The following is a 26,488-nucleotide window of genomic DNA, read 5'->3' as shown; positions in this document are numbered from 1 at the left end:
TCCGTCGTCGCGGGTGCCGGACCTGCCCGTCGCGTAGTTGGCACTCTCCAGTGGGGAGTGCCAGACCCGAGACTATGACCGCGATTAGCACTCGGTCAAGCGGAGTGCCAATCGCGTCCCCGGAGGATGTCAGACGTAGTCCTCCAGGCGGCCCACTGTCAGGCCCGCCCGCTGCACTCTTCGCAGCAGCCGCAGCGTCCGGTCCCGGAGGGTCAGGCCCGTGTCCTCGTCCGGGTCGACCGCCACGATGTCGCCCGGGCGGAGACGGTGGCCTCCGTGGAGGTAGGTCAGTTCGCCGGTTCCCGTCATCGACACGCGCCACAGGACGACCGCCGAGAGTCCGCAGTCGGCGGCCGCCCGGAGGGTGGTGGTGTCGTACGTGCCGTAGGGCGGGCGGAAGAGGCGGGGACGGCGGCCGAAGCGGGAGCGGAGCTTGTCCTGCTGGCCGCAGATCTCGGCGCGCTGGCCGGCGTAGGGCAGGCCGCGCAGGGCGGGGTGGTCGAGGGTGTGGTTCTGGATGGTCGCGCCGACCGTCTGCAGGCGCGCGAAGTGGCCGTAGCCCGGGCCGACGACGCTGTCCGTGAGGAACATGCTGACCGGCAGGCGCAGTTCGCGGATCATGTCGACGAACCGCGGGTCCTTCTCGGCGCCGTCGTCGTAGGTCAGGAAGACGACCTTGTCGCGGGTCGGGATGCGGGAGACCACGGGTGGGAGGCCCGGGCCCGCCGTGCGGACCGGCGCGGACAGGCCGGAGGGCCGGTTCGGGGCGTGCGGCAGCGGGGCCCTGAGGCCCCAGGCGCGGTACGGCAGCTCGGCCGGGCCGTGCGGCCGTACGCGCTGGGCCGCCTTCTTGCCCAGCCGTTCGATGGGGTCGACGGACTGGGCGCAGCCGGTGAGCAGCGCGAGCGCCAGGACGCCGGCGGTCAGGGACCGGAGCCTCACAGGTAGTCCTCCAGGCGGGCCACGGCGTAGCCCTCGGCGGTGACCTTGTTCAGGAACCGGCGCATGTCGTCGACCATCGTGCCCTTCCACTCGGAACGGCCACGGAAGTGCGTGAGGACGATGTCGCCGGGGTGCAGGTCCCGGTCGTCCTCGCGGTACTCCCAGTGGTCGACGAAGACCTCCTCGTCCCAGATGGGCGCGTACTTGATGCCGCAGGACTTGGCGGCGCGCAGGGTGTCCTGGTTGTAGTTGCCGTAGGGCGGGCGGAAGAGCCTGGGGCGTTTGCCGAAGTGCTTCTCCATGACGTCCTGCATGCCGCAGATCTCGCGCTTCTGCCGTCGGTACGACAGCGCCGGCAGGTACGGGTGGGTGAGCGTGTGGTTGTTCAGCGTGATGCCTTCGGCCTGCATCTTCTTGAAGTAACCGTAGTTGTCCTTGATCAGGAAGTTGCTGAGAAAGGCGGTGTAGGGGATCTTCAGGTCGCTCATCATGCGCAGGAATGCCGGGTCCTTCTCGGCGCCGTCGTCGATGGTGAGGAAGACGACCTTCCGCCTGGTGGGGATCGTGGTGAAGACCGGCGGGAGGTTCATCTCCTCCTGGTCGTCCACCTCGAAGCCCCTGCGAGCCTTGATCTTCGGCTTCCTGGCGGGGGGCGGCGGGGCCAGCAGCGGAACGTCCGCCAGGCGCCAGCGTTTCGCCGCGGCGACCCGGGCCGCGTACACCGCGCGCAGCTTGGTGGCGTACGAGTCGAGGGCGCGGGCCGGGGGTGCCTTCAGGGCCTGCTGACCGGGGGCCGGCTGCACCTCGCCGCCGCCGGGCCGGTCACAGGCCGAGGCGATGGCGGCGGCCGCGAGCACGGCGATTCCGACGCGGAGCCGGGCCCCGTACAACGTCCCCTTTTTGTCATTTTGTACGACTACTCGCATGGTGCCGGATCTTCGCAGGACCCCGCGCGGATCCCGGCCCGACACCGCGGCCGGAGGCGCACCGTCCACCGACTGGCCCACAATGAGCCGGTGAACGACCTCGCTGACCTCCTCACCCCCGAAGGCCGCGCCCTCCTCGACCAGGTGCGCGGCACGGCCCCGGCCGACGAGCTCGCCGTCGCCACCCGGCTGCGCCGTGAGCACCCCGCCGAGCTGGTGTCGGCGGCGCTCGGGCAGGCGCGGCTGCGGCAGCGGGCGGCGGCGAAGTTCGGGGCCGAGGACGCGGAGCGGATGTTCTTCACGCCGAACGGGGTGGAGCAGTCGACTCGGGCGAGTGTCGCCGCGTATCGGGCGGAGCGGCTGAAGGCGCTCGGGGTGACCTCCCTGGCCGACCTGTGCTGCGGCATCGGCGGGGATGCGATCGCCCTCGCGCGGGCCGGGATCCGGGTCCTCGCCGTCGACCGGGATCCGGTGACGGTGGCCGTGGCGCGCGCGAACGCCGAGGCGCTCGGGCTGGGCGAGCTGATCGAGGTGCGCGAGGCGGACGTCATGGAGGTGAGTACGGACGGGTACGACGCCGTGTTCGTCGACCCCGCCCGGCGCGGTGGGCGCGGGCGCATCTTCGATCCGGAGGCCTACTCGCCGCCCTTGTCGTGGGCGGTCGAAGCCGCTCGCAAGGCGCCTCATGCCGCCCTGAAGGTCGCGCCCGGCATTCCGCACGAGGCCGTGCCCGGCGACGCCGAGGCCGAGTGGATCTCGGACGGCGGGGACGTGAAGGAGGCGGTGCTGTGGTTCGGGACGGAGCCGAGGGCGGTGCGGGCGACGCTGCTGCCGGGGCCGCGGACCCTGCTCGGAAGAGGGCTCCCGGACCCCCAGGTCCGGCCCGTCGGCCGCTACTTGTACGAGCCCGACGGCGCTGTCATCCGGGCCCATCTGGTCGCCGAGGTCGCCGAGGAGCTCGACGGCGGGCTGGTCGACCCGACCATCGCGTACGTCACCGCGGACGAGCTGCGGCCGACGCCGTATGCGTCGTCGTACGAGATCACCGACCAACTCCCCTTCAACGTGAAGAAGTTGAAGGCGCTGCTGCGGGAGCGGGGGGTCGGGATCCTGACCGTGAAGAAGCGGGGGTCGGCGGTGGAGCCGGAGGAGTTGCGGAGGAAGGTCAAGCCGCAGGGGCCGGGCTCCGCGACGGTGTTTCTGACTCGGGTGGCGGGGGCGCCGACCATGCTCGTCGGCGCCCCCGCACGGTCGGCTAGCGGGTGACCGTCGTCCGCAGCGAACCGAGGTCCGGGTGGGCTCCGGTCTGCGTGGACGGTGTCGTCGAGTACGACGAAGTCGTCGTCGGCTCCAGGCCGTTGTAGTACGGCGTGTAGTCCCACTGGCTGCTGCTCGCGCTGATCGCCGCGCCCGCGGAGTTCAGCGCCGCGGTCGACACCGAGCCGGTGCCGCCGAAGACCGCCAGGTAGTTGAGGTTGGCGGCGCCCCTGACGAGGTAGTTCCTGGTGTCGGTGGAGAGGGTGCCGGCGTCCGTCCACAGCAGCGGGCCGAAGACGTTCATCGCCGCGGCGGCCGAGGTGCCGCCGCGCCAGCTGTCGGTGTAGGCGAGCGCGGCGTTGGCCGGGCCGCCCCACCAGAAGCGGGCCAGCGCCGCGGCGGTGCCCTCGTTGGTGCTCGCCGTGACGGGGTAATAGGTGTACGTCGACGGCCAGTTGGAGAACGACGTGTGCGTCAGGGCGTACTTCGCCGAGCCGCCGACCGGGATCATGTAGGTGTCGCGCGGGTCCAGGCCGTTGAGGTACGACTTCACGGACGAGGTCAGCGAATTGCCGTCGTTGAGCACGACGACCGCCTTGCTGCTCGTGCCGTCCGCACCGGCGGCCGACGCGGCGGCGAGCGCCGAGTGGTAGTCGTTGCCGGTGGCGATGAAGACGTAGTCCGGCGCACCGGTGATGGACTTGGCGACGGCGACCGAGGTCGAGTAGCGGGAGGTGCCGGCCAGCCGCTTCGGGGTGAAGCCGAGCGAGGAGACCTTCGATGCGACGCTGCTGCTCAGGATCGACGTACCGCCGACGAGGTAGACGTTCGCGCCGGGCTTGAGGATCCGCTTGAGCTCGCTCTGCACGGACGAGGACAGCGAGCTGCCCGAGGTCAGCAGGACCGGCCCGTGCTTCTTGCCCGCGAGGGCGGGGGCCGTCAGCGCGTACGCCGAGCTGTCCTTGGAGACCAGCACGGCCGACGAGGCGTTCATCAGGCCCGCGTCGCTCTGGCCGACGGTGTTCCAGGTCCAGCGGGACGCGGCGATGTTGCTGCCGTAGACGTCGGCGCCCCAGACGCGGCCGACGCCGTTCTTGCGCAGCGGCTGCCAGGCGAGGTCGTACTTGGCCGTGGTGGGCGTGTCGTAGAGGACCTTGGCGGTGCCGGTGGCGACGTCGAGGACGTGGTCCTCCGTCGCGAAGTCGGGCGAGGGCGTCTGCAGGTGGTACGCCAGCCGGGTGCCGTCGGGCGACCAGGCGGGCTTCCAGAGGTAACCGGTCTCGTCCGTCGCCACCTGGGTCGCGCCGGTGCCGTCGGTGCCGACGGTGTACAGCTTGCCGTCGAGCGTGTAGGCGACCTTGGTGCCGTCCGGGGAGATGGCCGGGCCGTTGGCCTTGCCGTCCACCAGCTTGGTGAAGGCGCCGGTCGCACCGTCGTAGAGCCATACGGCGCCCCAGCGGTAGTCGCCGCTGCAGGTGCTGCCCGAGCGGATGAACACCAGCTTGCCGTCGATGGCGCCGCTGGGCTGGGTGTCGCAGCCCTCCTGCGCGGTGGCGAACAGGTGCTGCTGCTCACGGGTGCCGTCCGGCGGCGCGACGCGCAGGCGCCCGTTGAGCGTGAACACGACCTGGCTGCCCCGCCCCCAGAAGGTCGGGTCGTCGGCGAGGATCGTGTTGGTCGTCTTGACCGGGAGCTCCACGGCGCCCGTGAAGTCGTAGCGGACCACGTTGACGCGGCCCGTGGTCTGGTTGACGTAGGCCATGCGGCTGCCGTCGGGCGACCAGTCGGGCTTCATCGCGTTCTTGAGGCGCTGGACGGGCGCGGTGCCGTTCTCGTACATCTGCGAGACGGAGCCGTCCAGGTCGCCGGTGAGGATGCCGTCGGTCGCGGCCCAGCCGGTGGTGTCGGCGGACGCGCCCGGCGCGAGCAGGGCGATGGCGCCGGCGGCCAGGGCACCGGCGGCGGTGAGCGCGACGAGTTTGCGGCGCGCGGAAGATCTGGCCGATGCGGCCGATCTCGCGGATCTGGAAGATCGCAAGGCTGTACCCCCCACAGGTATCGGAGCGCTGCCCGCACCGCGGAAGGTGTCACGCCGGTTGCGCGGCAGCCGCGCAACTGTAAACCCTTACTGACCAGGAAGGGAATGGAGTCTCGCCAGCAACAGCTGCCGCTCGCGTTCGTTGCGCGCCAGGTCGGCGGCCCGTACGAACTCCGCGCGGGCCTCCGCCGTCCGCCCGAGCCGCTCCAGCAGGTCCCCGCGGACGCTGGGCAGCAGGTGGTAGCCGGCCAGGGCGGGCTCGGCGGCGAGGCCGTCGACGATCGCGAGCGCCTCCGCCGGGCCCTCGGCCATGGACACGGCGACCGCGCGGTTGAGCTCGACGACCGGGGAGGGGGCGCGGGCGGCGAGCAGGCCGTACAGGGTGGCGATGCTCCGCCAGTCGGTCTCCTCGTAGGTGTACGCGTGCGCGTGGCAGGCGGCGATGGCGGCCTGGAGGGCGTACGGGCCCGGGGCTCCGGTGGCGGTGGCGTCGGCGCGGTGCAGGGCCGTGATGCCGCGGGCGATGAGCATGCGGTTCCAGCGGCGGCGGCTCTGGTCCTTGAGGAGGACGGGCTCGCCGTTCGGTCCGGTGCGGGCGGCGGTGCGGGAGGCCTGGAACTCGAGGAGGGAGGTCAGGGCGTGGACCTCCGGTTCCTTCGGCATCAGCGACGACAGGACGCGGGCCAGGCGGAGGGCGTCCTCGCACAGTGCCGGGCGCAGCCAGTCGTCGCCGGTGGTGGCGGCATAACCCTCGTTGAAGATCAGGTAGATGACGTCGAGCACCGAGCCCAGCCGGGCCTCGCGCTCGGGGCCGTAAGGGACCTCGAAGGCGATGTTCCTGGTGGCGAGGGTGCGTTTGGCGCGGACGATGCGCTGGGCGACGGTGGCCTCGGGGACCAGGAACGCGCGGGCGATCTCGGGTGTGGTCAGACCGCCGAGCAGGCGCAGGGTGAGGGCGATGCGGGCCTCGGCGGACAGGACGGGGTGGCAGGCGGTGAAGACCAGGCGGAGCAGGTCGTCGTCGATGTCGTCCGGGTCGGCGGGCTCCTCGGGGGGCGCCGCCGGGTCGAGGGTGCGGCCGATCTCCTGCAGCTTGCGGGCGTAGTTCTCCCGGCGGCGGATCAGGTCGACGGCGCGGTGGCGGGCGGTGGCCATGAGCCAGGCGCCCGGGTTGTCGGGGACGCCGTCCCGCGGCCACTGCTCGAGCGCGGCGACCAGCGCGTCCTGGGCGAGCTCCTCGGCGATGCCGACGTCGCGGACGATGCGGGTGACGCCGGCGATGATGCGGGGGGACTCGATGCGGAAGACGGTCTCGATGGCGTGGCGGGGGTCGCCGGAGGCGTCGGCGGAGGGCTGTGAGCTCACAGCCCTCCATGCAACACCCGTACCGGCGTACGGCCAAGGAAGCGGGTGGCTCAGCCCTCCGCGATCTCCCGCACCTCGCAGGTGACGGTCCAGTGGTCCTCGTGCACCTTCAGGAACTTCTTGGTCCACTCGATCGCCTCGGCCAGGTCCTTGCACTGCATGATCGCGTAGCCGCCGACGACCTCCTTGGACTCGGTGAAGGGCCCGTCGGTGACGGAGATCTGACCGCCCTGCCAGTGCACGCGAGTGCCCTGGGCGGACGGGGTGAGCCCGGCGGTGTCGAGCATGACACCGGCCTTGGTGACCTCCTCGATCAGCTCGCCCATGCGCTGCATCAGCTCGGGGCTGGGGCCTTCGGCGGGCATGGTGGCCTCGTCGATCTGAACGAGGGAGAGGTAGCGGGGCATGGTGACTCCTCGGTGGATTGACGCCGGGTCCTTCCCGGGCTTTCACCCGTGCGTCGAACGAGACCCCACCGGATCGACAAGGTCGTCGGATTTCTTCGAAGATCTTTTCCGTGGGTACGTTTCCGCAGGTGAGCTACCCGATCTCGGCGCCGAACGCGGCCTTCGCGTACGGCGCCCCGATCGACTTCGGCCCGAACCGCAGCGCCGCGTCCGTCACGATCCCGCTCGGCCGCGCCCGCAGCTCCCAGACCCGCCCGGTGCCCTCGTCCTCCCCGACCGCCGAGACCGCCAGGTCGGCGTACCCGTTGCCGTTGATGTCGAGGAGGCGGACGGCGGCGCCGAAGGCATCGCCGGGTTCCGATGTGCCGACGATGCCGGCGGTGTCCTGGGTGAGGGTCTGGGCGCCGGTGCCGGTCAGGCCGCCGCGGCTGCCGTGCAGGATGGTGACGGCGCCCGCGGCGTCGTCGTAACCGATCTCCTCGCCGCTCACACCGACGGCCAGGTCGTCGATGCCGTCGCCGGTGATGTCACCGACGGACAGAGCGCAGCCGAAGCAGTCGTTCGGCTCCGCGGTGCGCGGCACGCCCGGGGTGTCGAGGCTGTACGACTTCCAGGTGGCGCTCGGCCGCACTCCCGCCGCCGAGCCCCGGGCGACCTCGATCTTCGCGTCGTAGAAGAAGCCGACGGCCAGGTCGTCGTAACCGTCGTGGTCGAAGTCGCCCAGCGCGACGTCGCCGCCGTTCCCCTGCGGTAGGGCATCGGGCTTGACGGGTGTGAGGGCCGTGGCGGTCGTGACGTAGAGCCTCGTCCCGAAGCCGCCGTCCCCGATGTAGACGCGGAGCGCGAGGTCGTCGCGGCCGTCGCCGTTCACGTCCCCGGTCGTGCCGTCGAGGACCTCGTGGTTCGACAGTGCGTCCGGGTCCAGGGCGCCGGAGGCGGCAGGCTTTCCGGCGCGGGTGAGGGGGCCGGTCCAGACGGCGGCGTCGGTGGGGAGGGGGTCGTCGCCCGGGGAGTGCGAGGTGCGGAAGGCGGCGAGGTCGAGGCGGCCGTCGCCGTTGTAGTCGCCGGTCACCGTGCGGCTGGTCGGGATCGACGTGGCCTTGCCGGACAGGCCGCCCCGGCCGCCCCACACGATCACCGCGTCGCCCGTCCCGCGCAGGCCGACGACCAGGTCCGCGTATCCGTCCCCGTCCAGGTCGCCCCTGGAGAGCTGGTTCCCGAAGCCCTGGTCCTTCACCGGGCTGCCCGGAATACCGTTCGTGGAACGGGATATGACGGTCCGTCGGCTCGCCGACAGCCCGTGCGGGCCGCCGTACATCACGGTCACGTACCCCGCCTTGGCCGCCCCGCCGACCGTGGCCCCCGGAGCGCCGACCGCGAGGTCCCCGTAGCCGTCGCCGTTGAAGTCGAAGCGGACGGGCGCGCGGGTGGCGGCCTCCGCCCGGCTCAGTTCCTGCGGCGGGGCAACTCCCAGTGCGACCACGCCCGCCACGACCGGGACCGCCCAACGGCGCGACAAAGCAAGGGAAAACACCGGGGGACCCCCTTGGTTACGGTGACACCACTGAAGACTCGTCACCCGGCACAGGGGTTGTAACGGGCGCACGGCCGGCGCCCGCGCCGCGCTCAGCGCAGCGACTCCCACAGCTTGCTCGCCGCCGGTTCCTTCGCCACCACCCGGTTGGGGTCCGACGGTGCCGTCACCACCGGCATCATCACCGTCTTCACGTCGGCCGACGACAGGCCCTTCAGGCTCCGGCCGAGTTCCACGAGTTCGCTCAGCGAGTCCAGGCCGCTGTCCGTGGTCAGGCTGCTGGTCACCGCCTCGGCCACGTCGTAGAGCTTGGCGGGGCTGGTGAACAGGTTTGTCGAGGCGATCCGTTCCAGCAGGGCCTTCACCAGCTTCTGCTGCAGGCCTATGCGGCCGAGGTCGCTGCCGTCGCCTATGCCGTGCCGGGTGCGGGCCAGGGCCAGGGCCTGCTTGCCGTTCAGCTCGTGGGTGCCCGCCTTCAGGTGCAGATGGCTGTCGTCGTCGTCGATGTCCTCGTCCGTGGTGACCGTGACGCCGCCCAGCGCGTTCACCAGCTTCGCGAAGCCCGAGAAGTCGATCTCGAGGTAGTGGTCCATGCGGATGTCCGTGATCGACTCGACGGTCTTCACGGCACAGACCGCGCCGCCCACCGAGTACGCGCTGTTGAACATCGCGTTGTACGCCACCGCCGTCGAACCGCCCGGCTTCAGCGGGCAGGACGGACGCGTGACCAGCGTGTCGCGCGGGATGCTCACGACCGTGGCCTTCTTACGGCCCGCGTCGATGTGCACCACCATCGCCGTGTCGGAACGGGCCCCGGAACTGTCGCCCCCGCCGAGCGCCTTGTTCTCCTTGCCGCTGCGCGAGTCCGAGCCCAGGACCAGGATGTTCAGCGAACCGGTGGGCAGCGGTGACGCGGAGGCCGACGCCGACGGTGTCGTCACCGCCTTCGCCGGGCGGTCGTCGCCGAGCGCCTGGTTGATGTCGACGCTCTTGATGTTGTTGTCGAGGTGCCAGTACGCCCAGCCCGCAGCGCCCGCACCCAGCACCAGCAGGCCCGCCATGGTCAGGCCGGCGATCTTCAGTACGGTCGATCGCCGGCCCCTTGGTCTGCCCGCGTCGCCGTTCTCGTCGTGTCCCGTCACGGGCAGGAACGTAAGTCCGAATTATTAGGGGATTGTTAGTGGCGACGGTGTGAAGCGGTTTTCTTCGGAAATTCTCACGTTCAACCCAGCGTGACGGTCGGTACGGGGTTGCTGCCGCTCCATGACCCGTTGAACCCGAACGTCACCGAACCGCCGTCCGGCACCGAGCCGTTGTAGGAGGCGTTCGCACACGTCACCGCCGAACCGCTCTGCGTGCACGTCGCGTTCCACGCCTGCGTGATCTGCTGGCCCGCACCGAACGTCCAACTCGCCTTCCAGGAGGAGAGCGAGGCGCCCGAGCAGGCGATCTTCACCTGCCCCGTGAACCCGGTGTTCCACTGACTCGTCACGCTGTACGTCGCCGAGCAGGCACCGGTGGGCGGCTGGTCGGCGTGCCGCCGAGCGCCTCCGCGATCGCGTAGTACGCCGGTTTCGGCGCGTAGTTCTCGTCGTACGGCGTCGCAGCCCCGTATCCCGGGAAGGTGCTCGGCACCCAGGAGTCGGAGTCGGTGAAGCCCCACACGGTGACGCCCGCGCAGCGGGTCACGGCCACACAGGCGGCGAGAACCGACTTGTAGTCGGCGGCCTGCTGGGCGAGCTTCGTGCTGTCGGACGGCAGCGCCATCCGTACGTCCAGCTCGGTGATCGCCACGTCGACGCCGAGGTCGGCGAAGCGCTGGATGTTCTGCTGCAGGGTGGCGGGGACCTGGCCGAGGATCAGGTGGGCCTGCAGGCCCACGCCGTCGATCGGGACACCGCGGCTCTTGAGGTCCTTGACCAGGTTGTACAGGGCCGTGGACTTCGCGTTGACGCCCTCCACGTTGTAGTCGTTGATGTACAGCCTGGCGTCCGGGTCGGCTGCCCTTGCCCAGGTCAGGGCGTTCGCGATGTAGTCGGCGCCGAGGCCGTTGTACCAGAGGGTGGAGCGGTAGGTGCCGTCCTCGTTGAAGGGCTCGTTGACCACGTCCCAGGCGGCGATCCTGCCCTTGTAGCGGCCGACTTCGGTGCTGATGTGGTTCTGGAGCAGGCTGCTGAGCTGGGCGGAGGTCCAGCTGCCGTTGGTCAGCCAGCTCGGGTTCTGGCTGTGCCAGACCAGGGTGTGGCCGCGCACCTGCTGGTTGTGGGCCTGCGCGAAGGCGACGATCTGGTCGGCCTCGGTCCAGTTGAAGCTGCCCTGGGCCGGCTCGACCGAGCCCCACTTCATGGCGTTGCCGGGGGTGAGGGAGTTGAACTGCGCCCCCGCGATGTCGCCGTACGTCCCCGTGAGCTTGGAGCCGGTGACCGCCGTGCCGATGACCTTGCCCTTGGCGGCGGCAAGGTCGCGGAGGGGGGTGTCGGCGGCGTGCGCGGTGGCGGTGCCGGCCGCGAGGAGGGCGCCGACAGCGGTGAGTCCGGCGCACAGGGCGCCGAGCCGGGCACGTAACGATGTTCTGGAGGTTCTCATTGCGGGTGCCTCCGAAAGTTTCGGTCGTGCAACCGATTGACTTCGGAGGAGTGTCGTGGCGCCCGCACCACGCGTCAATACGTCAACTTCCGGCCACCCCGGACACATGCATCACGCCGGAGGCGCCCCCGTACTGCTGCGCACCACCAGACTCGTCGCCAGCTCCACCCGCGTGGCCACCGGCGCCTGGTCCTCCCGCCCCAGGTCGAGCACCAGCTTGGCCGCCGCCTCGGCCATCTCCGTCAGCGGCTGCCGTACGGTCGTCAGCGGCGGCCCCACCCAGCGCGCCACCGGCAGATCGTCGAACCCGACCACACTCAGGTCCTCCGGGATGCGCAGCCCCAGTTCGCGCGCGGCCTCGTACAGCCCGAGCGCCTGGAGGTCGTTGAGGGCGAAGACGGCGGTGGGCCGGTCCGGGCGGCGCAGCAGCTCCAGGCCCTGCCGGTAGCCGGTCTCGTGGTGGAAGTCGCCGCTCGCGACGAGCGACGGGTCCACCGGCAGCCCGGCCGTCTCCAGGGCGGCCCGGTAGCCGTCGACGCGGGCGCGGCTGCACATCATGCGGGACGGGCCGGTGATGGCGCCGATGCGGGTGTGGCCGAGGTCGATCAGGTGCCGGGTGGCGGCGAGCCCGCCCTGCCAGTTCGTGGCGCCGATCGAGGGCACGTCGACACCGGGGTCGCCGGCCGGGTCCATCACCACGAACGGGATGGAGCGGCTGGTCAGCAGCGCCCGCTGGGACTCGTCGAGGCCGGACAGGACGAGGATCACGCCGTGCGGACGGCGGGCGGCGACCTGGTCCGCCCAGGTCCGCCCAGGCGTCAGCCGCCCGGCGCTCTCGCTCAGCACCACGCTCAGGCCCGCGTCCCGGGCCACGTTCTCCACGCCCCGGATGACCTCCATCGCCCAGGCGCTCTCCAACTCGTGGAAGACGAGGTCGATGAGGGGCGACCGGCTGGCCTCCGCCCGCCGGCGGCGATAACCGTGCGCACGCAGCAGTTCCTCGACCCGGCTGCGGGTGGCCGGGGCCACGTCGGCGCGGCCGTTGAGGACCTTCGAAACAGTCGGCGCGGACACGCCGGCCTCGCGGGCGATCTCGGCGAGCGTCGCGGTCTGCGCCGACCGGCCTGTCGTCGGGGTTGTCGTCCGCGTTTCAACGGGCTCCGGGGGTGTCATGGCGGCGATCGTATCGCTGCACGACCTCTTGACGAACCCTCCGGTCCGCCCTAGGTTCCCGGAACATTCGAAGTGTGCAGCGAAACATTCGCGAGCGGGACACCGCCGACTCGCCCTGAAGGCCATCCGACCAGAGCAGGAGTTTCATGACCACCGCTCCCTGGCGTGACCCCGCCCTGCCCGCCGCCGCCCGTGTCGAGGACCTGCTCTCCCGGATGACCCTGGAGGAGAAGACCGCCCAGCTCTACGGCGTGTGGGTGGGCGCCGACACCGACGGCGACGGAGTCGCCCCGCTGCAGCGCGAGATGAGCTCCGACTACGACTGGGACGAGCTGATCACCCAGGGCCTCGGCCAGCTCACCCGCCCCTTCGGCACCGCCCCCGTGGACCCGGCGCTGGGCGCGCAGGCACTGGCCCGCGCCCAGCGCCGTATCGCTGCGGCGGGCCGCTTCGGCATCCCCGCCCTCGCCCACGAGGAGTGCCTGGCCGGCTTCACCACCTGGCAGGCCACCGCCTACCCGGTGCCGCTCGCCTGGGGTGCGAGCTTCGACCCCGTGCTGGTCGAGGAGATGGCGGCAGCCATCGGCCGCGACCTGCGCTCGGTCGGCGTCCACCAGGGCCTCGCCCCGGTCCTCGACGTCGTACGGGATCCGCGCTGGGGGCGCGTCGAGGAGACCGTCGGCGAGGACCCGTACCTGGTCGGCACGATCGGCAGCGCGTACGTACGGGGCCTGGAGTCGGCCGGGATCGTCTCCACCCTCAAGCACTTCGCCGGGTACGCCTCCTCGGCGGGCGCACGCAACCTCGCGCCCGTGCGGGCGGGCGTGCGGGAGTTCGCGGACATCACCCTGCCGCCCTTCGAGATGGCGCTGCGGGAGGCCGGGGCCCGCTCGGTGATGGCGGCGTACACGGACACGGACGGCGTCCCGGCCTCGGCGGACCCGGGCCTGCTGACCGAACTCCTGCGCGAGGAGTGGGGCTTCACCGGCACAGTGGTCGCCGACTACTTCGGCGTCGGCTTCCTGCAGACCCAGCACCGGGTCGCCGGTACCGAGGCCCAGGCGGCCCACGCGGCGCTCGCGGCCGGCCTCGACGTCGAGCTCCCCACCCTGAAGTGCTACGGCAGACCGCTGACCGAGGCCGTACGGGCGGGCGAGGTCCCCGAGTCGCTGATCGACCGCGCGGCCCGCCGGGTCCTGCTCCAGAAGTGCGAGTTGGGCCTCCTGGACGAGGACTGGGACCCCGAGCCGCACACCACGATCAACCTCGACTCGGCCGCGAACCGGGCCCTGGCCCGCCGCCTGGCCGAGGAGTCGGTGGTCCTGCTGGACAACCCCGACGGGATCCTGCCACTGTCCCCCGACACCCGGATCGCGGTGGTCGGACCCCGCGCGGCCGATGCCCTCGCCATGCTCGGCTGCTACTCCTTCCCGTCGCACGTCCTCACGCACCACCCCGAGGTGCCGATGGGCGTGGAGATCCCGACCGTCCTCCAGGCGCTGCGGGCCGAACTCCCGGACGCCAAGGTGACGTTCGCGGAGGGCTGCGACACCTCGGACCCGGACCCGTCGGGCTTCGAGGAGGCGGTGGCGCGGACCGCCGAGGCGGACGTGTGCGTGGCGGTCCTCGGCGACCGGGCGGGCCTGTTCGGCCGGGGCACCTCGGGCGAGGGCTGCGATGTGACGGACCTGCAACTGCCGGGCGTACAGGGCGACTTGCTGGACGCCCTGGTGGCGACGGGCGTCCCGGTCGTGCTGGTCCTGCTGACCGGCCGCCCGTACGCCCTGGGCCGCTGGCACGGCCGGCTGGCCGCCGTGGTCCAGGCGTTCTTCCCGGGGGAGGAGGGCGGCCCGGCAGTGGCAGGCGTGCTGTCGGGCCGCGTCAACCCCGCGGGCCGCCTCCCGGTCAGCGTCCCGCGGGTCCCGGGAGGCCAGCCCTGGACCTACCTCCAGCCCCCGCTGGGCCTCGCGGGCGAGGTCAGCAACCTCGACCCCACGCCGCTGTACGCCTTCGGGCACGGGCGGTCGTACACGACGTTCGCCTGGGAGTCCGACTCCGCCGGGGCGGAGATCACCACGGACGGCTCCTACGACGTGTCGGTCACGGTCCGCAACACGGGCGAGCGCGCGGGCGCCGAGATCGTGCAGCTGTACCTGCACGACCCGGTGGCCTCGGTGACCCGCCCGGACGTCCGACTGATCGGCTACCGACGGCTGGAGCTGGAGCCGGGCGAGGCGGCCCGTGTCACCTTCCGCTTCCACGCGGACCTGTCGGCCTTCACCGACCGTTCCGGCGCAAGGGTGGTCGAACCGGGCGCGCTGGAACTACGGTTGGCGGCATCGAGCGCAGACGTACGGCACACGGCGCGACTGAGCCTCACGGGACCGGTGAGGGTGCTCGGCGTCGACCGGCGACTGCGGTGCGAGACGGAGGTGACGGGGGTGGGGTGACCCCTGCGCCGGAGCAACGGGGGTTGCGGATGGTCAGGTACGTACACCATGAGCTGTTGGCCGCGGTGGCACTGGTGATCGCCACCGCGGTCGGTGTGGCGGTGGCGTTCGCCGTGGACGACACGGCATCGGTCGGAGCCGGCGAGGTGGCCTGGCTGGCCGGCTCCGGACTCGTCTTCTTCGCGCTGTCGGCGGCTCTGCGGTCCTCCCGGCTCAAGTGGGTCGGCGAGGTGCGGGAGTTCGAGGCCGCGGTACCGGCGACGGGCGGCGACCCGGCCCGGCGCAGCCGCACGCTCCAAAGGGGGCTGCGGTTCTCGCTGTTCCTGGTGCCGAGTGTGGTCCTGGGCCTGCTGGGGTTCACCACGGCGCTCATGATCGCGCTGGCGATGGTGGTGGACTGGTCGGTCAAGGCTGCGGTGGGCGCCCGCTGGGAGCGCCGCAACGGCCGCCGGCTGTGGCTGGGCCACGACCACGACGAGCCCTGAAGGCTCGCCTACTTCCCCGTCACTCCACCGCCGTCGACTCGAACCGCCACCGATGCACCGTCCGCATGACCAACTCGGCGTCGGGCTCGGGCAGTTCGGGCAGCTCGGCGTCGTGGTCGGCGTCCCACCAGGTGATGACGAGGACGCGGTCCTGAGGGGCGCGGAAGGTCTCCCGGCGCAGGGGGTGCGACGGCAGCTCCTGCGCCCGCGCCCAGGCGAGCAGTTCGGCCCCCCGCCCCTCGACCGCCCGCGCCTCCCACATCAACGCGACGGTCACGAGTAGAGGTTCTCCTTGCTGACCTCGTGCACGTGATCGTGGTCGTGGTGGTGCCCGGGCACGTGCGTTTCCGTCACCGGCAGCGACGAGTCCGCCGACAGGTCCCAGCTGGAGGCGGCCCGGCCCCGGGCGACCATCTCGGCGCCGAGCGCCGCCACCATCGCGCCGTTGTCGGTGCACAACTTCGGCCGGGGCACCCGCAGTTGGATCCCGGCCGCCTCGCACCGCTCCTGCGCCAGCGCGCGCAGCCGCGAGTTGGCGGCCACACCGCCGCCGATCATCAGGTGCTCGACGCCCTCGTCCCTGCAGGCCCGTACGGCCTTCCGGGTCAGCACGTCGACGACCGCCTCCTGGAAGGAAGCCGCCACGTCACGCACCGGCACCTCCTCCCCCGCCGCCCGCTTGGCCTCGATCCAGCGGGCCACCGCCGTCTTCAGACCGGAGAAGGAGAAGTCGTACGCCGGATCGCGCGGGCCGGTCAGGCCGCGCGGGAACGCGATCGCCTCCGGGTCGCCCTCGCGCGCGTAGCGGTCGATGACCGGGCCGCCGGGGAAGCCGAGGTTCAGCACCCGGGCGATCTTGTCGAAGGCCTCGCCGGCCGCGTCGTCGATGGTCGCGCCCAGGGGCCGTACGTCCGAAGTGATGTCCGTCGACATGAGCAGGGACGAGTGCCCGCCGGACACCAGCAGCGCCATCGTCGGCTCGGGCAGCGCGCCGTGCTCCAGCTGGTCCACGCAGATGTGGGAGGCGAGGTGGTTGACGCCGTAGAGGGGCTTGCCGAGCGCGTAGGCGTACGCCTTCGCCGCCGAGACGCCGACCAGGAGCGCACCGGCGAGACCGGGGCCCGCGGTGACCGCGATGCCGTCCAGGTCGCGGGCGCTGACACCCGCCTCCTTCAGCGCGCGGTCGATCGTCGGCACCATCGCCTCGAGATGCGCGCGGCTCGCGACCTCCGGCACCACACCGCCGAAGCGGGCGTGCTCGTCAACGCTGGACGCGACGGCGTCGGCCAGGAGGGTGGTGCCGCGGACGATGCCGACGCCGGTCTCGTCGCAGGAGGTCTCAATCCCCAGTACGAGAGGCTCGTCGCGTGAGTCAGCCATGGATCTCGGTTCCTTGTTCGGAGGTGGAATCCGCGGCGGGGCCGCTGCCGGATTCCGTGGTCAGTCGCATCACCAGGGCGTCCACGTTGCCCGGCTGGTAGTAGCCGCGTCGGAAACCGATGGCCTCGAAGCCGAAGCGCTCGTACAGCTTCTGGGCGCGGACGTTGTCGATCCGGCACTCCAGCATCACCTCGGCGCACTCGAACGCCGAGGCGGCCCGCAGCAGTTCGGTCAGCAGCCGGCCGCCGAGGCCCGTGCCCCAGTGGTCCCGGCAGACGGCGATCGTCTGGATGTCGCCAAGGTCTCCGGAGGCGGCGAGACCCGCGTATCCCACGATCCGCTCCCCCTCCTCCGCGACCACGTATCGGCGCGTCGCCTCGGAGCCGCGCGCATGCGCCAGCTCGGACCAGAACATGCCCCGGGACCAGGCGTCCTCGGGGAAGAGGTCCTTCTCCAGCTCCAGTACGGGATCGATGTCCCACCAGCGCATCTCGCGCAGTCGAGGCGTCACGGGTTCGCTCACGGTCACTTGGGGGTGACCACCTTGTAGTTCTTGGGGACCTGCGCGTCGGGGCGGCGCAGGTACAGCGGCCGAGGCGCGGGGAGTTCCTCGCCCTTGCCCAGTCTCTCGGCGGCCAGCGCGGCGATCGCGGCGGCCGACACGTGCTCCGGCTCGTGCACGTTCGGGAAGGTGTCCGGGTACAGCAGCGCGCCCGCGCCGACGGCGGGCAGCCCGGCCACCCGGTCGGCGATGTCGGCGGGCCGGTCGACGGCGGGGTCGGTCAGCCGGGTCCGGGAGTCGGCGTAGCGCGCCCAGTAGACCTCCTTGCGCCGGGCGTCGGTCGCCACGACGAAGGGGCCCCTGTCGATGTCGGAGGCGTAGGCGAGACCGTCGAGCGTGCACACGCCGTGCACGGGGACGCCGAGCGCGAGCCCGAAGGTGTCCGCGGTCATCAGGCCGACGCGCAGCCCCGTGTAGGGGCCGGGTCCGATGCCCACGACGATGCCGGTGACGGCGTCGAGCCTGAGCCCGGCCTCGGCGAGCACACGGTCGACGGCCGGCAGCAGCAGCTCCCCGTGCCGGCGCGCGTCCACCTGACTCGAGGAGGCGATGACGTCCGTGCCGTCGTGCAGCGCGACGGTGACGGCGGGGGTGGCGGTATCCAGAGCGAGCAAGAGCACGCAAACAGCCTACGGCTCCTGCGCCTCGGGCATTGCCGCCAAGGTCGGGCCCGTTGTGGCTGCTACGGTCGCCGCAAAGCAGGACGTACGACGTGATGGGTCAGGTGGACGACGGTGGCAAGCAGCAGCTCCGGATTCGTGTTCGGGCTCACCGTGGCGGCCCTGGCGACCGTCGGCTTCCTCGGCTACCAGGCTCACACGACCGTCCCGGCGGCTCTGGCCCAGCCGGCCGCGAGCGCCTCCCCCACGGTGGTCGCCTCCAAGGCACCCCGCGACCAGCAGGACCCCACCGCCCTGCCCTCCGGGTCCGGCGCGGGTGAGCGGGTCGTGTACTCGGTGGACGACGACCGGGTGTGGCTGGTCGCCGCGAGCAACAGGGTCACCCGCACGTTCGCGGTCACCCCGGGCTCCGTCGACCCGGTCCCGGGCGCCTACACGGTCACGTCCCGCTCGAACTCGGTCACCGGCACCGACGGCACCCCCGTCGAGCACGTGGTCCGCTTCGCCGCCGTGGACGGCGTGGCCATCGGCTTCAGCGCCGCCGTCGACGACGCGGCGCGCACGCCCGACCCGGGTGTGCGCACGGGCGGCATCCGCGAGTCCCGCCAGGACGGCGACGCGATGTGGGAGTTCGCGACGATCGGCGCGCAGGTCGTCGTGATCCGCTGAGGCCTCTTCCTCTTACGGCTACGCGGCTTCCCGATGGCTGTGCCCGGCCGGCGGCCGGGACACCTCGGGGTCCGGCAGGCGCGGCGGTGTGGAGATCACGTTCGCGGCGGCGCACGACGCCAGCAGATCGCGCATCGACACCGCGGACACCACGCGCGGCAGCGTCTCGTCTCGTTCCGTGGCCGACATGAGCGCCTCCTGAAGAGCGGGGGCGGGCGTAGTTAGGTAGACCTAACTACGGACTGGGTACCATGTGACCACGCGCAAGACGCCGAATGCAATATCTTGCCGACGTCTTGTCGGAACGTTCACCGAAAACGATCGCCGTCAGGCCGACAGGACGCTCAGGTCCACCGTCGCCCAGCGCCCGCCGAGCCCGGTCACGGTCACGTGCCGCACCTCGTCGGTGGTGTCTCCGACGGCCCGGTGGATGACGACGTGCAGCCGGTCGTCGGTCAGTTCCTCGACCTTGCCCTCGCCCCACTCCACGACGATCACCGAGTCGGGCAGCGAGACGTCGAGGTCGAGGTCCTCCATCTCGTCGAGCCCGCCGCCGAGCCGGTATGCGTCGACGTGCACCAGCGGCGGACCGTCGCCCAGGGCGGGGTGCACGCGGGCGATGACGAAGGTCGGCGAGGTGACCGCGCCCCGCACACCCAGGCCCTCGCCCAGGCCGCGGGTGAGTGTCGTCTTGCCGGCGCCGAGCTCCCCGTTGAGCATCACGAGGTCCCCGGCGCGCAGCAGCTTGGCCAGGCGGCGGCCCAGGTCCTGCATCTGCTCGGGAGAAGTGACCGTCAGCCGGGTCTCAACCGGGTTGTGCGGTGCTGCTGGTGCTTCCATAGCCACCCACGGTAGCCCCTGCCGGGACGGCACCCGCACGGGTGAGGAGGTCCGCCAGCCGGTCGGTGACCACCTCCGGGTGCTCCAGCATCACCAGGTGCCCGGCGTCCGGGACCAGCACCAGCTCGGCGTCCGGCAGCAGGTCGGCGATGGCCTCGCTGTGCTCGCTGGGCGTGACGAGGTCGCCGATCCCGGCCAGCACGAGCACCGGCATGTCCGCGAAGGACTCGAGCGCCTCGGTCTTGTCGTGGTCGGTGAACGCCGGGTAGAACTCGGCGACCACGTCGATCGGCGTGCCCTCGATCATCCGCTCGGCGAACCGCGCGACCGCCGGGTCGACGTCCCGCGACGCGAACGAGTACCGCTTGATGATCCCGGCGAACAGGTCGGCGGTCGCCCGCCGCCCCTTCTCCACCAGCGCGGCCTGCTGCCCCAGCGCCTTCAGCACCCCGGGCAGCACCCGCCGTACGGCATTCACGCCCGCGACGGGCAGCCCGAAGTTGACCTCGCCGAGCCGCCCGGACGACGTACCGACGAAGGCGGTGGCGACGACCCGGTCCCGGATCAGCTCGGGGTACTGGTCGGCGAGCGCCATCACGGTCATCCCGCCCATCGAGTGCCCGACCAGCACGATCGGCCCCTGCGGCACCGCCGCGTCCATGACGGCCTTCAGGTCCCGCCCGAGCTGGTCGATGGTGACCGGCACGTCGTCCTGCACCTGCTGCACACCCCGCCCGGACCGCCCGTGGCTGCGCTGGTCCCAGTGCACGGTCCGTACGACGCCCCGCAGGGCCGCCCGCTGGAAGTGCCAGGAGTCCTGGTTGAGGCAGTAGCCGTGGCTGAAGACCACGGTGACGGGCGCGGGCGCCTTCCGCCCGAACAGCCGCCGGCGGCGCGGGCTGAGCGGGGGCACGGCCTCGGGGTCGACGTCGTCGACCTCGTAGTACAACTCGGTGCCGTCGTCGGCGTACGCCCTGCCGGGTGTGCCGCGCAGCGAGCCGTACGGGCCCGTCGAGTCCAGGGCCAGCCGTGCCTTCTTGCGCATGCCGCGGCCGACGGTGAGCCGCTCGATGGCGACGCCGGCCGCCGCGCCCGCGGCGACCACGCCTATCGCGGCGCCCGCGATGCCGGTCGCCCGGCGCCAGTTTCCGGCCGCCCCCGTGGCGGAGGCGGCAGCCGCGACGGCTGCGACGGCCTCCGCACTGCTCTCGCTCACGTACCGCTCCTCTTCGCCGGATTGCTGCTGTTCGCCGGTTCGGGTGAAACAGGTGTTGCTGTGTTGATACCGCTGTTGATCGACTGCCCGATGTTGCCCCAATTACAGGTGCGGCACTTCTGTCGGACGGTCGCGCCTCAGTGCGGTTACCCGCTTTGTTGCTCATTCACGTAGACGCGAGGAACGCGCGTTCCGATCCGTGTGACGATCTCGTATGCGATGGTGCCCGCTGCCTGCGCCCAGTCCTCGGCAGTGGGCTCGCCGCGGTCGCCGGGCCCGAACAGGACCGCTTCGGTACCGACCGCGGGCTCGTCGCCCCCGAGGTCGACGACGAACTGGTCCATCGCGACCCGTCCCGCCACGGTCCGCCACTTGCCGTCGACCAGGACGGGACCGGTGCCGGAGGCGTGCCGCGGGATGCCGTCGGCGTATCCGACGGGCACGAGTCCGAGGGTCGTCGCACCGGGGGTGATGTAGTGATGCCCGTAACTGACGCCGTGACCCCCGGGGACGTGCTTCACCAGGGCGATGGACGCCGCGAGTGTCATCACCGGGCGCAGTCCGAAGTCGGCCGGGGTGCCGACCTCGGGGCTCGGCGAGATCCCGTACAGGGCGATCCCCGTCCGTACGAGGTCGAAGTGGGCCTCGGGAAGGGTGAGCGTGGCCGGGGAGTTGGCGATGTGGCGCACTTCCGGGCGGACGCCCTGCTGCTCCGCGTAGGCGAGCATCTCCCGGAAGCGGGTGAGCTGGTGGGCGATGGAGGGGTGCCCGGGTTCGTCGGCGCAGGCGAAGTGCGACCAGAGGCCCGTGATGCGGACGATCCCCTCGGCCTCGGCCCGCAGGGCGGCCCCGACCAGTTCGGCCCAGTCCTCCCCGGGCTGGCACCCGTTGCGCCCGAGCCCGGTGTCGGCCTTGAGCTGCACGCGCGCGGGGACTCCCGCCGCCCGAGCCGCCGCGGTGACCTCCTGAAGGGCCCACATGCCGCTCACGGCCACGTCGATGTCGGCCTCGATCGCCTCCCGCCAGGGCCCGCCTGGCGTCCACAGCCAGCACATGATGCGCCCGGGCAGCCCGGCGGCGCGCAGCGCGAGCGCCTCCTGGGGCGTGGCCGTACCCAGCCAGCTCGCCCCCGCCTCCACGGCCGCCCGCGCACACGGCACGGCCCCGTGGCCGTACGCCTCGGACTTGACGACGGCCATGAGAGCCGCACCCGGCGCGAGGGCGCGCAGGGTCCGCACATTGGCCCGCAGCGCGTCCAGATCGATCTCGGCGCGGGCGCGCAGGGGCGCGGTCGGGGCAGTAGCTGTCTCAGTCATGGCGCCCCCAGTGTCTCAGAGGGGTCCGACAGACCCCGCGGACGGCTACGCCCCGGGCCTGCTCCCCCACACGTACACCTGGTCGCCCTTCTTCAGGACGCCCCACAACTGCCGCGCGTCGTCGAGGCGCAGATTGACGCAGCCCCATGAGCCGACGGTGGTGTAGATGCTGCCGTAGACGGCGTGGAAGGCCTGGCCGCCGCTGAAGAACTGGGCATACGGCATGGGCGAGTTGTAGAGCGTCGACCAGTGGTTCTTGTGCTTCCAGTAGATCTTGTGCCACCCGGTCCGGGTCCGGTGCCCGGCCCGTCCGCTGCGCATGGGGACGGGCCCGTAGAGGACCTTGCTCCCCTTCTGCACCCAGGTCAGCTGCCCGCTGAGATCGACACAGGCGACGCGGTACTTCCGTACCGGACACTTCTTGGCCGCGTTCGGGTTCTTCTTCGCGGAGATGAGCTGCATGGTGGCCCAGGTGACGGGCCCGGCGAACCCGGTCGCGGCCTTGATCCGGTGCTTCACCTGGAAGTTGCGGATGGCCCGGCAGTCGGCCGCCGACTGCTTCCCGTCCACCTTCAGCTTCAGCCACCGCTCGACCGCCTTCTGGTAAGGCCCGGTCCGCTTGCTGCACGCCACCTTGCCGACGGCGTCCTCGAGCGGCACGTACTCGACGAGGTCGTACGTCCCCTCCGCCGCGTCCCGGGGCTCGACGGCGTCCTCCTCGGCGGTGGGCGTGTACACCTTCGGCGCCAGCATCTGGTCGGGCGTGTCGATCTGCCAGGGCTGGTACGGCCCCGGAGCGACACCGGGCACGAGCTGCTCGGCCTCGAGCCCGGGGGCGGGAGCGGGGGGCGCGGGGTCGGCCGCGGCGGTGCCGACGGGGAGGGCGGTGGCCGCGGCGAGCAGCGCGGCGACACCTCCGCACGCAATACGTCTACTAATCATGCAATCAGAGAAACGCGCGGGGATGGTGGCCCGAGTGTGCCGCGCGGCGGGGTCACCCTTATTGGGGAGCGGCCGCCATGGCGGAGCAGTCATCCGGATTGCCCGTTTCGGACCCGGGCCTAGGCTGGTGACAGGAGGTGGAGGACATGTTGGCTGACGCACCGCTGACCGCCGTGATCCCGGCCAGTGACATCGAAAGGGCCAAGCGCTTCTACGGCGACACGCTCGGCCTCAAGCTGATCGACGACCGCAAGGAAGTCGTGCTCTTCGAGTCCGGCGACACCCGGTTCCACGTGTACCGGACACCGAGCGGCGGCCAGGCCGCCCACACGCTGGCGGGCTGGACGGTCGAGGACCTCGACGCGGAGATGACGGAGCTGCGGGGTCGCGGCGTCACCTTCGAGGAGTACGACCTGCCCGGCCTGAAGACGGTGAACGGCGTGGTGGAGGACTCGGGCATGCGCGGTGCCTGGTTCAAGGACAGCGAGGGGAACATCCTCAGCGTGGTGCAGGACCTGCGCTAGCGCCTCCTGTACAGCACCTTTTCAGTCCCGTACGTCTCGCCAGGCCGCCGGAACCGCCTCGGCCACGTCGTGCGCCCCGGCCGGCGCCCCGTCGGCCGCGAACCGCCCGGCCAGCCCGTGCAGATACGCCGCGGCGCTCCCCGCGTCCAGCGCGGACAGCCCGGAGGCCAGCAGTGACCCGGCGAGCCCCGACAGCACGTCGCCGCTCCCGGCCGTGGCGAGCCAGGGCGTCCCCGTGGCGTTGACCCGGACGGCGCCGCCCCGTGCGTCCGCGACCAGCGTGGTCGACCCCTTGAGCAGTACGGTCGCGTCGTAGCGGGCGGCGAGTTCGCGGGCCGAGGCCAGCCGCGCCCCCTCGACCTCCTCCCGCGCCACCCCGAGCAGCGCGGCGGCCTCACCGGCGTGCGGGGTCATGAGCGTCGGCGCCCCACGGCCTCGTACGGCATCCCGGTCCGCCAGCCGCAGCCCGTCCGCGTCGATCAGCACGGGTACGTCCGCCGCCAGCACCTCGGCCACGGTCGCCGCGTCGTCCCCGGCGCCCGGCCCGACCACCCAGGCCTGCACCCGCCCGGCCCGCTTCGGCCCCTTGTCCGACACCAGCGTCTCGGGGAAGCGGGAGATCACGGCGTCCCCGGCGGGCCCGACGTACCGCACCGCTCCCGCCCCGCCCCGCAGCGCCCCGGACACGGCGAGCACGGCCGCCCCGGGGTACCGGGCCGACCCGGCGGCGATCCCGACGACGCCCCGCCGGTACTTGTCGCTCTCGGCGCCCGGCACCGGCAGCAGCCGGGCCACGTCGGCGTGCTGCAGGGCCTCCAGCTCGGCTTCGGCGGGCAGTTCGGCCCCGAGCCCGATGTCGACGAGCCGCACGGACCCGGCGTACTCGCGCGCGGGGTCGATCAGCAGCCCGGGCTTGTGCGTCCCGAAGGTCACGGTCAGATCGGCCCGTACGGCATCCCCGCGCACCTCCCCCGTGTCGGCGTCGACCCCGCTCGGCAGGTCGACGGCGACGACGGCGGCACGGGACTCGGCGACGCATGCCGCCAACTGCGCGGCCTCGGGCCTGAGTCCGCCCTTGCCGCCGATCCCCACGATCCCGTCCACGACGAGATCGGCCCGCAGGATCGCCTCTTCGACGACACCGACCCCGGCCTCCGCGGCGGCACCGACGGCCGGCCCCGCGTCCGCACCCGCGGCAACGGCCCGTCCTCCCGCCCGCAGCAGCGCCGCGAGCCCTCCGGCATGCGCCCGCTCGGGCGCGAGCAGCACGGCGGCGACCCCGGCCCCGCGCCGGGCGAGGCGGGCGCCGGCGTACAGGGCGTCACCCCCGTTGTCCCCGCTGCCGACGAGCAGCACGACGCGGCTGCCGTACACCCGCCCGAGCAACTCGGCGCACGCGGCGGCGAGTCCGGCGGCGGCGCGCTGCATCAGCGCCCCCTCCGGAAGCCGCGCCATCAGCGCCCGTTCGGCCGTCCTTACCGTCTCCACGCTGTACGCAGTACGCATGGGGCCGAGTCTCTCCCGGCCGGCCCCGGGGCCGCACCCCCGACGCGTCGCCGGGCGGACCGACTGTCAGCGGCGGCCGCCGTGATCGGCCGTACGGGAGTCATCCACGGCTACTCCGGCCGGTCCGCAGGGGCCGTCAAGGCAGGACCCCGCCACGGCGACCTGATCGCGACGTGGAGACGGTGAAGTCGGGTGGGCCACGCCACTCTGACGAGGGTTCACCCCTCCGCGACCACCACGGCCGAGGCCACGCCGGCGTCATGGCTGAGCGACAGATGCCACGCCCGCACCCCCAGCTCCGCCGCCCGCGCCGCCACGGTCCCCTTCACCCGCAGCCTCGGTTGCCCACTGTCCTCGACATAGACCTCGGCGTCGGTCCACAGCAGCCCGGCCGGCGCGCCGAGCGCCTTGGCCAACGCCTCCTTGGCGGCAAACCGCGCGGCAAGCGAGGCAACCCCTCGCCGCTCCCCGCTGGGCAACAGCAACTCGCTCTCCACGAAAAGCCGTTCAGCCATCCCAGGCGTCCGCTTCAGCGATGCCTCGAACCGTTCGATCTCGGCCACGTCGATACCGACCCCGATGATGCTCATCCGCGCACTCTACGATCCGGCCGCCTCCGGCAGGCTCCGCTCCGACGCCCTCGAGCACCCCCAAAACCGAGTCCCCTCCCGCCCCACCCCCCTGCTAACCTGCCGGGACTCGCGCGCCCGGGGGGCCGGCAGCGCGCCGTACGAGAGACGCCAGGGGGACGTCCGTATGAGCGCCACCAGCGGTAGACGCACCGCGAAAAAGGACGGCGGCAGATCCGTCGAATCGTCGGCACCGACAACCGACCCCTTCGACGCCCTGCCCGAGCTCACCCCGCTGCGCACCGCCGGGGAGAACGGCGACTGGGCGGCCACGAAGGCCTTCTTCGCGGGGCTCGACTCCGTCGACAAGGTCTCCTTCGCCTCGGGCGCCCTCGCCGACATCTGGGGGACGGAGAAGTACCTGCAGCAGGCCGCCGAGGACCGCCCGGCCGACCCGCTCCCCCGCACCCTCCTCGCCGAGCGGTACATCCGCCTCGGCTGGAAGGCCCGCAGCGCCGCCCGTGCCCAGGACGTCACGCGGGAGCAGTTCAAGGAGTTCCACGCCTGGCTGCGCAAGGCCGAAGGACTGCTGATCGAGGTGTGCGCGGAGCAGCCCGGGTACGCCCCCGCCTGGACCGCCCGCCTGCTGACCGCCCGCGGCCTGGAGCTGGGGCAGTCCGAGGCCCGGCGCCGCTACGACCGGCTGTCGGAGCACCACCCGCACCATTTCCGCGCCCAGTCGCAGTTGCTGCAGCAGCTGTGCCCCAAGTGGGGCGGTTCCTGGGAGGCCGCGCACGGCTTCGCCCGGGAGTCCGCGAGCGCCGCGCCGGACGGCTCGCACTCCGCAGTCCTGGTCGCCGAGGCCCACATCGAGCACTGGCTGGATCTGCCGGGCGACGAGGACATCGCGTACCTGCGAGGCGTCCCGGTCCGCGACGACCTGCGCCACGCCGCCCAGGTGTCCGTGCTGCACCCCGACCACCGCCCCGGCTGGCACTGGATCAACGGCCACAGCGCCTTCGCCCTGGCCTTCTCGCTCGGCGGCCATCTCGAGGACGCCGCCCGGCACTTCGCCGCCCTGGGCAACACGGCTTCGGAGTCCTGCTGGCAGTACCTGCCGGACTGGAAGAACCAGTTCACCAAGTACCGCACTGCCGCGCTGGCGACGCTCTGACGGGGGA

Annotated in this window: 25 protein-coding genes and 1 pseudogene; 6 read left to right on the top strand and 20 right to left on the bottom strand. The window is 72.1% G+C overall.

Annotated elements, in window-relative coordinates:
• Positions 1–129: 129 nt before the first annotated feature.
• Positions 130–942 carry a polysaccharide deacetylase family protein gene (locus ACFY1L_RS08040; RefSeq protein WP_388819864.1) on the bottom strand — a complete coding sequence of 271 codons (813 nt, stop codon included), beginning with the start codon at positions 940–942 and terminating at the stop codon, positions 130–132.
• A complete protein-coding gene (locus ACFY1L_RS08035) occupies positions 939–1,868 on the bottom strand; it encodes a polysaccharide deacetylase family protein (RefSeq protein WP_388819862.1) in 930 nt (309 codons plus the stop codon). Before ACFY1L_RS08035 ends, ACFY1L_RS08040 begins: the two co-directional genes overlap by 4 nt.
• Before the next feature lie 90 nt (positions 1,869–1,958).
• Between ACFY1L_RS08035 and ACFY1L_RS08030 the strand changes: the two genes are divergently transcribed.
• The gene (locus ACFY1L_RS08030; RefSeq protein ID WP_388819859.1) at positions 1,959–3,134 is read left to right on the top strand and encodes a methyltransferase domain-containing protein; all 1,176 of its coding nucleotides are present in this window, start codon (positions 1,959–1,961) and stop codon (positions 3,132–3,134) included.
• Here the strand turns inward: ACFY1L_RS08030 and ACFY1L_RS08025 are convergent.
• From ACFY1L_RS08025 to ACFY1L_RS07995, 7 genes and pseudogenes are all read right to left on the bottom strand, one after another.
• Positions 3,124–5,163, bottom strand: a complete 2,040-nt coding sequence (locus tag ACFY1L_RS08025) for a cell wall-binding repeat-containing protein (protein ID WP_388819857.1) — start codon at positions 5,161–5,163, stop codon at positions 3,124–3,126. The two genes, ACFY1L_RS08030 and ACFY1L_RS08025, sit on opposite strands and share 11 nt — an antisense overlap.
• Positions 5,164–5,250: 87 nt before the next feature.
• On the bottom strand, positions 5,251–6,528 hold the full coding sequence (locus ACFY1L_RS08020; protein WP_388819854.1) for an RNA polymerase sigma factor: 1,278 nt from the start codon (positions 6,526–6,528) through the stop codon (positions 5,251–5,253).
• Positions 6,529–6,578: 50 nt separating this feature from the next.
• Positions 6,579–6,935 carry a YciI family protein gene (locus tag ACFY1L_RS08015; protein ID WP_388819851.1) on the bottom strand — a complete coding sequence of 119 codons (357 nt, stop codon included), beginning with the start codon at positions 6,933–6,935 and terminating at the stop codon, positions 6,579–6,581.
• Positions 6,936–7,068: 133 nt separating this feature from the next.
• Positions 7,069–8,469 carry an FG-GAP-like repeat-containing protein gene (locus tag ACFY1L_RS08010; protein WP_388819848.1) on the bottom strand — a complete coding sequence of 467 codons (1,401 nt, stop codon included), beginning with the start codon at positions 8,467–8,469 and terminating at the stop codon, positions 7,069–7,071.
• Positions 8,470–8,561: 92 nt separating this feature from the next.
• Positions 8,562–9,611 (bottom strand): LCP family protein, encoded by a 1,050-nt coding sequence (locus tag ACFY1L_RS08005; protein WP_388819846.1) that lies wholly within the window; start codon positions 9,609–9,611, stop codon positions 8,562–8,564.
• Between the two features lie 80 nt (positions 9,612–9,691).
• Positions 9,692–11,055 (bottom strand): annotated as a pseudogene (locus ACFY1L_RS08000) (endo-1,4-beta-xylanase).
• Between the two features lie 111 nt (positions 11,056–11,166).
• The gene (locus tag ACFY1L_RS07995) at positions 11,167–12,228 is read right to left on the bottom strand and encodes a LacI family DNA-binding transcriptional regulator (RefSeq protein ID WP_388819843.1); all 1,062 of its coding nucleotides are present in this window, start codon (positions 12,226–12,228) and stop codon (positions 11,167–11,169) included.
• Positions 12,229–12,374: 146 nt separating this feature from the next.
• Between ACFY1L_RS07995 and ACFY1L_RS07990 the strand changes: the two genes are divergently transcribed.
• Together ACFY1L_RS07990 and ACFY1L_RS07985 are read left to right on the top strand one after the other, a co-directional pair.
• Positions 12,375–14,678, top strand: coding sequence for a glycoside hydrolase family 3 N-terminal domain-containing protein (locus tag ACFY1L_RS07990; RefSeq protein WP_388819840.1), 2,304 nt, complete (start codon positions 12,375–12,377; stop codon positions 14,676–14,678).
• Between the two features lie 29 nt (positions 14,679–14,707).
• Positions 14,708–15,163 (top strand): hypothetical protein, encoded by a 456-nt coding sequence (locus ACFY1L_RS07985; protein ID WP_388819837.1) that lies wholly within the window; start codon positions 14,708–14,710, stop codon positions 15,161–15,163.
• 19 nt (positions 15,164–15,182) lie between these two features.
• On the opposite strand, the gene ACFY1L_RS07980 is transcribed toward ACFY1L_RS07985, so the two are convergent.
• Genes ACFY1L_RS07980 through tsaB form a run of 4 tightly spaced genes read right to left on the bottom strand, consistent with a single transcriptional unit; the run spans position 15,183 to position 17,725 of the window.
• Positions 15,183–15,440 (bottom strand): hypothetical protein, encoded by a 258-nt coding sequence (locus ACFY1L_RS07980; RefSeq protein WP_388819834.1) that lies wholly within the window; start codon positions 15,438–15,440, stop codon positions 15,183–15,185.
• Entirely contained in the window at positions 15,437–16,543 is a 1,107-nt protein-coding gene (gene tsaD, locus ACFY1L_RS07975; protein WP_388819832.1) for a tRNA (adenosine(37)-N6)-threonylcarbamoyltransferase complex transferase subunit TsaD, read from the bottom strand. Before tsaD ends, ACFY1L_RS07980 begins: the two co-directional genes overlap by 4 nt.
• The gene (gene rimI / locus ACFY1L_RS07970; RefSeq protein WP_388821115.1) at positions 16,536–17,066 is read right to left on the bottom strand and encodes a ribosomal protein S18-alanine N-acetyltransferase; all 531 of its coding nucleotides are present in this window, start codon (positions 17,064–17,066) and stop codon (positions 16,536–16,538) included. The genes tsaD and rimI overlap by 8 nt, the downstream gene beginning before the upstream one ends.
• Positions 17,067–17,068: 2 nt before the next feature.
• Positions 17,069–17,725, bottom strand: coding sequence for a tRNA (adenosine(37)-N6)-threonylcarbamoyltransferase complex dimerization subunit type 1 TsaB (gene tsaB / locus ACFY1L_RS07965; RefSeq protein WP_388819829.1), 657 nt, complete (start codon positions 17,723–17,725; stop codon positions 17,069–17,071).
• A gap of 114 nt (positions 17,726–17,839) precedes the next feature.
• On the opposite strand from tsaB, the gene ACFY1L_RS07960 reads away from it, so the two are divergent.
• Complete coding sequence (locus tag ACFY1L_RS07960) at positions 17,840–18,394, top strand: hypothetical protein (protein ID WP_388819826.1); 555 nt, start codon at positions 17,840–17,842, stop codon at positions 18,392–18,394.
• Between the two features lie 18 nt (positions 18,395–18,412).
• Here the strand turns inward: ACFY1L_RS07960 and ACFY1L_RS07955 are convergent, their stop codons facing one another.
• The 5 genes from ACFY1L_RS07955 to ACFY1L_RS07935 all read right to left on the bottom strand — a co-directional run bounded on the left by ACFY1L_RS07955 (position 18,413) and on the right by ACFY1L_RS07935 (position 22,708).
• A complete protein-coding gene (locus ACFY1L_RS07955) occupies positions 18,413–18,583 on the bottom strand; it encodes a hypothetical protein (protein ID WP_388819824.1) in 171 nt (56 codons plus the stop codon).
• A gap of 138 nt (positions 18,584–18,721) precedes the next feature.
• A complete protein-coding gene (tsaE, locus tag ACFY1L_RS07950; RefSeq protein WP_388819821.1) occupies positions 18,722–19,234 on the bottom strand; it encodes a tRNA (adenosine(37)-N6)-threonylcarbamoyltransferase complex ATPase subunit type 1 TsaE in 513 nt (170 codons plus the stop codon).
• Entirely contained in the window at positions 19,200–20,450 is a 1,251-nt protein-coding gene (locus tag ACFY1L_RS07945) for an alpha/beta fold hydrolase (protein ID WP_388819818.1), read from the bottom strand. Before ACFY1L_RS07945 ends, tsaE begins: the two co-directional genes overlap by 35 nt.
• A 146-nt stretch (positions 20,451–20,596) precedes the next feature.
• Positions 20,597–21,766: an alanine racemase gene (gene alr, locus ACFY1L_RS07940; protein WP_388819815.1), complete on the bottom strand. Its 1,170-nt coding sequence runs from the start codon at positions 21,764–21,766 to the stop codon at positions 20,597–20,599.
• A gap of 45 nt (positions 21,767–21,811) precedes the next feature.
• Entirely contained in the window at positions 21,812–22,708 is an 897-nt protein-coding gene (locus ACFY1L_RS07935) for a L,D-transpeptidase family protein (RefSeq protein ID WP_388819812.1), read from the bottom strand.
• A gap of 146 nt (positions 22,709–22,854) precedes the next feature.
• Here ACFY1L_RS07935 and ACFY1L_RS07930 point away from each other — a divergent pair, with 146 nt between their 5' ends.
• On the top strand, positions 22,855–23,232 hold the full coding sequence (locus ACFY1L_RS07930; protein ID WP_388819809.1) for a VOC family protein: 378 nt from the start codon (positions 22,855–22,857) through the stop codon (positions 23,230–23,232).
• A gap of 21 nt (positions 23,233–23,253) precedes the next feature.
• Here ACFY1L_RS07930 and ACFY1L_RS07925 read toward each other — a convergent pair whose 3' ends face one another.
• Both ACFY1L_RS07925 and ACFY1L_RS07920 read right to left on the bottom strand, forming a co-directional pair.
• Complete coding sequence (locus tag ACFY1L_RS07925; RefSeq protein WP_388819806.1) at positions 23,254–24,738, bottom strand: NAD(P)H-hydrate dehydratase; 1,485 nt, start codon at positions 24,736–24,738, stop codon at positions 23,254–23,256.
• Positions 24,739–24,956: 218 nt separating this feature from the next.
• Entirely contained in the window at positions 24,957–25,328 is a 372-nt protein-coding gene (locus tag ACFY1L_RS07920) for a holo-ACP synthase (RefSeq protein ID WP_361277850.1), read from the bottom strand.
• A 166-nt stretch (positions 25,329–25,494) separates the two neighbouring features.
• Between ACFY1L_RS07920 and ACFY1L_RS07915 the strand changes: the two genes are divergently transcribed.
• Positions 25,495–26,481: a hypothetical protein gene (locus ACFY1L_RS07915; protein WP_388819803.1), complete on the top strand. Its 987-nt coding sequence runs from the start codon at positions 25,495–25,497 to the stop codon at positions 26,479–26,481.
• Positions 26,482–26,488: the final 7 nt, after the last annotated feature.

The sequence above is a fragment of the Streptomyces sp. NPDC001663 genome (assembly GCF_042893105.1).
Classification (GTDB): Bacteria; Actinomycetota; Actinomycetes; order Streptomycetales; family Streptomycetaceae; genus Streptomyces.
Note: the sequence above shows the minus strand (reverse complement) of the source record. Positions and strands in the feature narration are given on the sequence as shown.